The following is a 321-nucleotide window of genomic DNA, read 5'->3' on the forward strand; positions in this document are numbered from 1 at the left end:
CCCCCCCCCCCCCCCCCCCCCCCCCCCCCCCCCCCCCCCCCCCCCCCCCCCCCCCCCCCCCCCCCCCCCCCCCCCCCCCCCCCCCCCCCCCCCCCCCCCCCCCCCCCCCCCCCCCCTTTTTTAATGACACGGCGACCACCGAGATCTACACTGTTGTTCGTTCGTCGGCAGCGTCAGATGTGTATAAGAGACAGGTACATACGCCAGCGGGCGCTGGCGATAGCCGGTGGCGGACAGCAGCAGGCCAGACAATTGCTCGCCGTATTGCAGGAAATAACTGCGCGCGATAAAGGAACCCATGCTGTGGCCAAACAGCAGCAG

1 protein-coding gene is annotated in these 321 nt (G+C 71.3%); it reads right to left on the reverse strand.

Features of this window, described 5'->3' with window-relative positions; translation table 11 throughout:
• Positions 1-120: 120 nt before the first annotated feature.
• Positions 121-321 (reverse strand): alpha/beta hydrolase (locus tag JHD64_RS22110; RefSeq protein ID WP_233170656.1); only part of this gene is annotated, 201 nt, incomplete at its 5' end.

Source organism: Aquitalea sp. ASV15 (assembly GCF_016429115.1).
Taxonomy (GTDB): Bacteria; Pseudomonadota; Gammaproteobacteria; order Burkholderiales; family Chromobacteriaceae; genus Aquitalea; species Aquitalea magnusonii.